General features: G+C 61.1%; 7 protein-coding genes and 2 pseudogenes. All 9 read left to right on the top strand.

The genetic code is table 11. The features are described from left to right. Positions 1-660 (top strand): S-adenosylmethionine:tRNA ribosyltransferase-isomerase (locus tag NKJ91_RS32705; RefSeq protein ID WP_352458792.1); only part of this gene is annotated, 660 nt, incomplete at its 5' end. A 284-nt stretch (positions 661-944) separates the two neighbouring features. Beyond that, complete coding sequence (locus NKJ91_RS32700; protein WP_031212539.1) at positions 945-2,687, top strand: adenylate/guanylate cyclase domain-containing protein; 1,743 nt, start codon at positions 945-947, stop codon at positions 2,685-2,687. Positions 2,688-3,065: 378 nt separating this feature from the next. After that, complete coding sequence (locus tag NKJ91_RS32695; RefSeq protein ID WP_352458791.1) at positions 3,066-4,784, top strand: adenylate/guanylate cyclase domain-containing protein; 1,719 nt, start codon at positions 3,066-3,068, stop codon at positions 4,782-4,784. Positions 4,785-5,037: 253 nt separating this feature from the next. Next, positions 5,038-5,514 (top strand): annotated as a pseudogene (locus NKJ91_RS32690) (site-specific integrase). Positions 5,515-5,940: 426 nt separating this feature from the next. Then, a pseudogene (locus NKJ91_RS32685) lies at positions 5,941-6,447 on the top strand (ABC transporter substrate-binding protein); the annotation flags it as partial. 4 nt (positions 6,448-6,451) lie between these two features. Further along, on the top strand, positions 6,452-6,772 hold the full coding sequence (locus NKJ91_RS32680; protein WP_352458794.1) for a hypothetical protein: 321 nt from the start codon (positions 6,452-6,454) through the stop codon (positions 6,770-6,772). 45 nt (positions 6,773-6,817) lie between these two features. After that, positions 6,818-6,961 carry a hypothetical protein gene (locus NKJ91_RS32675; RefSeq protein WP_352458793.1) on the top strand — a complete coding sequence of 48 codons (144 nt, stop codon included), beginning with the start codon at positions 6,818-6,820 and terminating at the stop codon, positions 6,959-6,961. A 150-nt stretch (positions 6,962-7,111) separates the two neighbouring features. Further along, positions 7,112-8,119, top strand: a complete 1,008-nt coding sequence (locus tag NKJ91_RS32670; protein WP_352458790.1) for an ABC transporter substrate-binding protein — start codon at positions 7,112-7,114, stop codon at positions 8,117-8,119. 583 nt (positions 8,120-8,702) lie between these two features. Next, entirely contained in the window at positions 8,703-8,924 is a 222-nt protein-coding gene (locus tag NKJ91_RS32665; RefSeq protein WP_352458789.1) for a hypothetical protein, read from the top strand. The last annotated feature ends 71 nt before the right edge of the window (positions 8,925-8,995 follow it).

The following is an 8,995-nucleotide window of genomic DNA, read 5'->3' as shown; positions in this document are numbered from 1 at the left end:
CTACGGCCGGCCGATCCAATACGCGCATGTTCCCGAGCCGTTGGCACTGTGGGATGTTTGGACGAAGATTGCCGCCGGGCCGGTCGCGTTCGAGGCGCCGTCGCAGGCTTCGCGCTCGACTGGCGCACGCTCCAAGCCTGGCGTCGGCACGACGTTGGCTTTGCAACCCTCACGCATGCTGCGGGCGTCTCTTCCACCGGCGATCCCGCGCTCGACTCACGCCTTCCCTTCGACGAGCCATACCGCATCCCCGAGCACACCGCGGCGCAGGTCGCGCGGGCGAAGCTGCGCGGCAGCCGCATCATTGCGATCGGCACGAGCGTAGTGCGCGCACTTGAGGCAGCCGCCAATCCCGGCGGCAATGTGCGTGCCGGAAATGGCATTGCGACAGGGCGCATCGCGCGGGGCACGCGGCTTCGCGTGGTCGATGCGATTCTCACAGGCGTCCACCAGCCCGGCGAAAGCCATTTCGAGCTCCTGCGCGCCTTTGCCGACGATGCTCTGCTCGCCAAGGCATCCGCAGCCTTCACCGCGTATCGATACCGCGCGCATGAATTCGGCGATTCCATGCTGCTCAATCGCCAACCGCTGCTTCTATCGCGCGAACGGAACCGTGCCGAGGTGCTCCAGACGAAGCCTCTACTCGAGGCGTGGCTATGATGTCGGCAGGTTCGGTGGCATTCCGGCCGCACCGCGAACGTCAGCTTCGGAGAAGCGCCGGAAAGGTCGGCAATTGGCGCGATCGAGGCGATGCGGACTTCGCCTACTCAGCAGTTGCCAGCTCGCGTCAAACGGCTTGGTTGGGTGGCAGTCGGTCATCCGCGTCGGCCTTCGGAAGGAGCAGATCGCCGCCGTGCCACGCCACGTCCCTCAGGTGAACTATTCCCAGATTCACGACCCGTCGTATGCTATCCTTGGCCGATTGGTCTGCTTGAGGAGAATTCTTGGAGAGAAGGCTCGCAGCCATCCTGGCGGCTGACGTGGTTGGCTACTCGGCGCTCATGGAGAGTGACGAGGCAGGGACCTTTGAGCGTCTCAGAGCGATACGCACGGAACTGTTTGAGCCCAAAATAGCGGAACGACACGGACGCATATTCAAGCTCATGGGCGACGGACTGCTCGCCGAGTTCTCCAGCGTGGTGGATGCGGTCGAGTGCGCGGTGGCGCTGCAGAGTAGCTTGGTCGAGCGCAACGCGGATTCCGTCGCGAACGATCGCATTGAGGTGAGAATAGGCATCAATCTCGGCGAAGTAATTGTCGAGGGCGAGGATCGCTACGGCGACGGCGTCAACATCGCAGCGCGCCTGCAGCAACTAGCGGAGCCTGGCGGCATCTACATCTCCGGTAAAGTTGCTCGCGAAGTCGAAAGGAAGCTTCCCTTTGGCTTCGAATCGATGGGCGAGCAGCATGTCAAGAACATCGCTGAACCGCTCCCGGTCTATCGCGTTCTTCGCCAGCGGTTCGTCGCCGACATGCAACAGCTCAGATCGCCTTCGTTGCCCAACAAGCCGTCCATCGCCGTGCTGCCGTTCACCAACATGAGCGGTGATCCCGAGCAGGAGTATTTCACGGACGGGCTGGTGGAGGACCTCATCACGGGCCTGTCGAAGATACCCGGTCTGTTCGTCATCGCGCGGAACTCCACTTTCGCCTACAAGGGCAGAACGCTCGATATCCGGCAGGTCGCAAGAGAGCTTGGCGTCCGCTACGTGATGGAAGGGAGCGTGCGGCGGGCTGCCGACAGACTGCGCATAACCGCACAGCTTATCGAGGGCAAAGATGCAACCCATGTTTGGGCAGACAAGTTCGAGGGCGCGGCGGAAGACGTGTTCGACCTGCAGGACCGATTGACCGAGAGTATTGTCGGGACGCTTGAACCCACCCTGCGGCGCGCTGAGATCGACCGAGCGCGCCGCAAGCGGCCGGACAGCCTTGACGCATATGATCTCTTCCTGCGCGCCTTGCCACATGCCTACGCCAACACGCCGGCCGATACCAACGAAGCCCTGCGCCTGCTGAACGAGGTCTTGAGCCTCGACCCGAACTACGCTTCCGCACATGGCTATGCGGCCTGGGGATACGAACAGCGCTTCCTGCGCGGAGGCTTCCATCCCGAAGACAGGGCTGCCGCGCTGAAGCACGCCAACATCGCAATGGCGATCGGCGCCGACGATCCCCAGGCGCTGTCGATGGGGGCGTTCGTTCACGCCACGATTACCCATGACTACGCACGGGCCATCAGCGCTCTCGATCGAGCTTTGAAGCTAAACCGCAACTTAGCTCTGGCATACGGCTTCAGCGCGATGGTGCACATGTACAGCGAAACCTATGAACGTGCGTGCGATCACGCGTTCAAGGCACTTCGCCTCAGTCCTTTCGATCCCCTGAACTATCATTCGTACCTGGCGCTGGCCTGGGTCCACCTCTTCACTGGCCGGTATGATGACGCGGTGAACTATTCGACGCTGGCGATCCAAGTAGCGCCCGGCTTCAGCGTCCTCTATGCCAGCCTCGTCGCAGCCTATGTCAATCTCGACCGCCTGGATGCCGCACGCGCAGCCGCCTCGCGGCTGTTGGAGGTCGCGCCGGGCTGGACAAACAGCGCATTCGTGCGGATGAGCGTCGTCCGACCAGAACTCATGGAAATGCTGGCGTCGGCCCTGCGAAAGGCGGGATTGCCGGAATGACCGGGCGAAGCAAGCGCAGGCAGGAAGGGCTGTCGAGAACCATCAAGCCGGCGGCTGGCGCGCCGTCGGTGCACCGGCTAGGCGTATCGTTGCGGCGTCTGCAGAAAGTGTGCCGAGCGCGGCGAAACGATAATGGCCCGCCTGTGGGACGAGCCTCTGAATCGTGCAGCCGGGCTGCTCATCGTGCCGGATGCGGCGAAGCGGACCATAACCGACATTGCATTCCGCTGCGGCAGGAGAGCCGGAGCGTCGCGCGATCCATGGTCTCAAGAGGCGTGATCTGTGGTATCAAAGGCCGGTGAGGGCACGCCGGAGGCGCCGATCCTACCCGCCTCTGACCTGCGGCTTGCGTGTCGCGAATCCTAACTGAGGCCCAACATGGAGCGGAAGCTCGCTGCCATCCTTGCCATCGATGTTGTCGGGTACTCGGCGCTCATGGAGGCGGATGAAGCGGGCACCTTCGACCGGCTAAAACGTGGCCGCAAAGAGCTGTTCGAGCCGGAAATCGCAACACGACACGGGCGAATCTTCAAGCTTATGGGAGACGGCCTGCTGGCGGAGTTCGGCAGCGTGGTGGATGCGGTCGAATGCGCGGTCACGCTTCAACGCGGCATGGCGGAGCGTAACGCGAGCGTCGCCGAAGACCAGCGCTTCGAAGTCAGGATCGGAATCAACCTTGGAGAAGTGATCGTCGAAGGGGACGATCGCTATGGCGAGGGCGTGAACGTGGCCTCGCGCCTCCAGCAACTCGCCGAGCCCAGTGGCATCTGCGTTTCAGAGAAGGTGTCCAAGGAAGTCAGGCAGAAGCTGGCGTTTGCGTTCGAGCCTATGGGCGAGCAGCGGGTGAAGAATATAGCCGAGCCGATATACTGCTATCGCGTAAACCTGCAGCTTCCGAGAGCCGCTCCGGTCGGCCGACTGGCATCGCTGGAATTGCCCGACAAGCCCTCGATCGCGGTTTTGCCTTTCACTAACATGAGCAACGATCCGGAGCAGGAAACCTTTGTCGACGGCTTGACCGAAGACCTGATCACCGACCTATCTCGCTGCGCCGGCCTCTTCGTTATCGCGCGCAACTCGACCTTTGCTTACAAGGGGCGGTCGGTCGATGTGCGTTTGGCCGCGCGTGATCTTGGGGTGCGCTATGTGGTTGAAGGCAGCGCCCGGCGCGCCGCGGGGCGCGTGCGCGTTAATGCGCAGCTGATCGACGCAATCGGCGGCGATCATATCTGGGCCGAGCGCTATGACAGCAGCCTCGAGGACATCTTTGCAGTGCAGGATGAGGTCACGGCCAAGATCGTCGAAGCCCTAGTCGGCCGATTGGCCGGACGGCCGGCGCGCAAACGGCCGACGAGTCTCGAAGCCTATGACCTCTGCGTGCAAGCCCGCGGCGTCAGTTTTCAGACCGGGTTAGGCGCGCGGGAAGCGCGCATGCTCCTGGAAAAGGCGATTGGTCTCGATCCCGACTATGCCGAAGCACATAGCTGGCTGGCCCTCAATCTTTGGCTCGGCTGGCTGTTCTGGGATGAGCCGAAGGAAGCCAACCAGCCTCGCTCGCTCGCGGAAGCGCAGCGGGCAGTGGCGCTCGACCCTAACGATGCCGGGAACCGCTGGGTGCTGGGCATCATACTTGGTCACGAACGGCGTTTCGCGGAATCGGATGCTGAGTTCGAGGCGACCTTCAAGCTCGATCCCAATCATGCCGATGCCTGGGCGATGCGCTCGGATCTCATCACCTTGAGGGGCGACGCGGTCAAAGGCGTCGAATTCGTGAAGCGGGCATTGCGGCTCAATCCGCGCCCACCGGGGTGGTATTATTGGATGGCGGGCCAAGCCTACTATGCGCTCGGCGACTATCAATCCGCGGTCGAGGCTTTACGCAAGCCGGAAACCTACCGCACCACGTCGCGGCGCATGCTAGCGGCAGCCCTCGCGCAGCTCGGGCGCCAGGATGAAGCCCATCAGGAGGCGGAATTCTTCATGATGAGCAATCCCCACTTCAGCATCAGGCACTGGGCAACATCGCAGCCATTCGACGACGAGGAATTGCTCCAGCGCTTCGTCGAAGGCTACCACAAGGCTGGCCTTCCCGACTAAAGGGCGTATCGCTTTGGATCGCCTACTTGCTCTCGTCAGACATAGGCTCGTTTTGGTTGTGAGGGCGATGGCCGTGGGTTCCGATCAATGTCCGTTAAGGGCGGGTTGTGCCCCATTGTGAAGGTGCACTTCATCGGCACCGACAACCAACAACTTTCAAACCGAATCCTTTGTAGCGCTTCCAGGTGAGACGCTAGAATTCGCGGGCTCACGTCGAGCGCTGCGGCTGCGGAGGGCGGCATGGAGAAGAACCATGCCCAACTGGAACAGAGGCCACATTGTCGGTCAGAAGCCTCCTCTCAAGCCGTGCGAGGTCTGGAGCATTAGAACACGACTGCAGGTGTCAGGCGCGGCACGTGATCTGGCACTGGTCAATTTTGCCATAGACAGCAAACTTCGATGCTGTGACCTCGTCACGATCACGGTCGGCGACGTGGCGCTATCCGGCACGTTTCGCGACCGGGCGGTAATCGTCCAGCGCAAGACCGGACGACCAGTACAATTCGAGATCACGGAGCAGACTCGAGCTGCCATCAGCGCCCAGCGTCGGGCTCGATCCCAAGCGATACCGAACTCATTCGATGAGGCGTACCAAAGCCGCGCAGATCTACACGAAGACGGGAAACATTCGCGCGGTGCAACTGCTCCTGGGCCATACGAGAGCACGGTCCGCTATCTCGGCATCGAAGTGGACGACGCTTTGGCGATCTCTGAACAGATCGACCTGTGAAATGAACCTGCGACAACGGACAGAGCGACGCGGGCTGGAAGCGTCGCTTTGTGACCCTTTCGAGACCTTCCGAGGCCGATTTTCCTTCCCGGAACCAGACGTTAAGCGCAACCAGTACTGATGACCCTGTGCAGACCTTTGCGTCGATGACTCGGCCCGGCCGCAGTAAACTCGAAGTGGCCATTCTGAACCGCGCAAACAGTCTCCCTGACAGCGAGGTGCTGGCGGGACGTTTGGCGGAGTAAGTTTTGCGCTCGCAACCAACGCAAATTGGGCGTACCGTGGCATATCGTCGGTTGCTAATACTGGGCCATCGGCACCTCTACGCAAGCCTGGGCTGAGCCGCTGCCGGAGACCACCTCGGTCCGCCTGCCGCGGTACATCGGCGGCGCCTATTGCTGGGCGGGCCTGTACCTCGCCGGAGAGATGCTGCGCGCCGAGGGATTCACCGATGTCTGCTATGTGCAAGGTGACAAGAAGGTTGATCATTCCGCGTGGATCGCAAACGGCGAGACGGATTTCAGTGTGAACTATGTGCCGATTCATCTGGCGTCGATCGATGCAGGAGTGCCGATCAGGGTACTAAGCGGACTGCACTCCGGGTGCCTCGAACTGATCGCCAACGACAGCGTCAAAGGCGTCTCGGACCTGCGGGGAAAGCGGGTTGGGGTCTTTACGCTTGATTCGCCGCAACACGTGTTGGTTTCTCTGATGGCCGCCTATGTCGGGCTCGATCCGGTCAACGACATCGAATGGGTCATCGAAGAGCACAATTTTGCTGAAGGCTTCGTCGAAGGAAAGTACGATGCAGTGCTCGGCCAACCGCCCCGCACGCAGGAACTTCGCTCCAGGAAAGTAGGCCATACGATCCTCAACTCGACCACCGATCCGCCCTGGTCGCAGCATTTCTGCTGCATGATTTCCGCGACTGCGGATTATGCAGACAGATACCCGGCGGCGACGAAGCGCGTCCTGCGGTCCATCCTCAAGGGCGGCCGACCTCTGCGCGTCGGATCCGCCGTTTGTAGCGCAGCAGATGGTCGATCGAGGGTTCGTGCCCAGTTACGACTACGCGCTGCAAACTCTGCACGACATCCGGTACAACAGGTGGCGGGATTACGATGCCGAAGCCTCGATGCGCTTCTATGCGCTGCGCATGCACGAAACGGGCATGGTCAAGTCGAGTCCGCAAGAGATAATCGCCACTGGAACGAATTGGCGTTTTCTCGATCAACTGAAACGGGAGTTGAAGACGTAGGCAATCGCCAAACCGCCCTGCGCCCTATCGAGGGAAGGAGAGGTTATGCAGGTCATCCAGGATACGATCCGCTTCTACGCCCTTCGTATGCAGGAGACGGGCATCGTCAAGCCGGGCCCGCAAAAGATCATCACCGAAGGCACCTACTGGCGCTTCTTTGACGAGTTGAAACGCGAGCTTAAGATGTGAGCGGCCGTGCATTGCCGCTCACGACAAGAGGTAGGACTAACGCTGGTGGCGGCATCCATTCCGGATGAGGCTTGCGCGTGGACCAGAAGAGCTGGCGTCTCTCAAAGAGAACTGAGGGCTTGATTTGCTTTCAACCGGAGGAGGATTCCTATGCAGAGCATCCAGAACCGCCGCCGTTTCCTGGCCGGCCTGACGGCCGCCGGCGCCGCCAGCCTCGTCGGCGCTCCAACTCGAGCTCTTGCCGAGCCACTGCCGGAGACCACGCGCATTCGCTTGGCGAAGATTCCTAGCATCTGCGTGGCGCCACAGTATGTTGCAGAGGAACTTCTGCGCGCGGAGGGCTTCACCGAGGTTGACTATGTCGTCACAGGCGCTGGTGCGGCCCAGGCCTCCGCGGTGGCGAATGGCGACATCGACTTTACTCTCAACTTCGTGACAAATTTGCTCGTCGCCTTGGACTCCGGTGCGCGGATCACTGTGCTCGGCGGCGTCCATCCTGGCTGCTTCGAGCTGTTTGCCAAAAGCGGGATCGATAGCGTCGTCGATCTGAAAGGCAGGAACGTCGGCGTCCAAGGGCTCGGGACGGGCCCGCATCTGTTCCTCGCCAGCATCGCGGCCTATGTCGGGCTCGATCCGGCGCTCGACATCAACTGGGTGGTGAACCCGGCGGTCAAACCCAAGGAACTGTTCGCGCGCGGTGACGTCGATGCTTTCCTTGGCTTTCCGCCGGACCCGCAGGAATTGCGGCGCAACAAGGTCGGGCACGTGATCGTCAACAGCACTGTGGACCGACCTTGGTCACAATATTTCTGCTGCATGCTGTCCGGCAACAGCGATTTTGTGGCCGCGCATCCGGTTGCTACCAAGCGTGTGCTGCGCGCCATCCTCAAGGCTGCGGATCTATGCACCGCTGCGCCGGCCTTGGTTGCCGAGCGCTTGGTCGCGGGCGGGTTCGCCAGCCACTACGATGATGCGTTCGCAGCGATCAGCGAGTTGCCTTACCGGGAATGGCGGGACTACGATTCCACTGATACCGTCCGCTTCTATGCGCTGCGTCTGAAGGAAATCGGTTTGATCGGCTCCACACCCGACAGGATTATCGCGAAAGGTACGGACTGGCGCTTCCTCAACGAACTCAAGCGCGAGCTGAAGACCTAATAGGCGGCGGGAGCGGTCGTTCCACCTCGTTGCCGGCGATGTCTGCATTTGGGCGGTGGCAAAGGCGTCCGCAACGGCCGACATGAGGCGCATCCAGTCCGATCGCCCTAAGGGTTCAACTGGGGCCGGTGACTGGCAGCTTCGAGTCTTGGAATGCGAGAAGCGAGCCTTAGATGCCCTGCTTGCATGGACGAGCACTGACCCGATGCAGACCTTCATGTCGATCACTCGAACGGAAGCAAGTAAACTCGAACTGGCCATTCGCGACCGCGCAAACAGTCTCCCTGACAGCGAGGCGCTCGCGTTTGGCGGAGTAAGTTTTGCGCTCGCAACCAACGCAAATTGGGCGTATCGTGGCTTATCGTCGGTTGCTAATACATGAGCCCGCGACTGAGAGCGCAAGACTCCCGCATCAGACTGGGCGCGCCACAGCTACTCGTCGCGCTCACAAGACCATCTGCCTCTGCCGGAACCTCTTTTGCTCGGTTCCGGCCAGAATTGCTTTCTCGACGAGCTGAAGCGCGAGTTGAAGACGTAGACCTATCGCCGACACGCTCTGCCTTTTTCAAGGGAGGAGAGATTCGTGCAGATTGTCCAGAACCGTCGCCGTTTCCTCACAGGCCTGTCTGCGCTCGCAGCCGCGGGTCTTGCAGGCCGCAACGCGGCCGCCGCCGAAGCGGCACCTGAAACCACGATCGCCCGCTTTGCGGCGGCGCCCGGTATCTGCATCGCTCCGCAGTACGTCGCCGAGGATCTGATCCGCGCAGAGGGGTTCTCAGTGTCCGTTCCAAAAAGAGTTGAGTGATTTCAGCAGGTTGTGATTCTGTCGGATTTGCGAGATTCGATGGAGATCACGATGGCCTGGACTGAAATCAC

It is taken from the genome of Mesorhizobium sp. M0040, from assembly GCF_040323505.1.
In the GTDB taxonomy this organism is placed as follows: Bacteria; Pseudomonadota; Alphaproteobacteria; order Rhizobiales; family Rhizobiaceae; genus Mesorhizobium.
The sequence above is the reverse complement of the archived record's forward strand: the minus strand, read 5'-3'. Positions and strand labels throughout refer to the sequence as shown.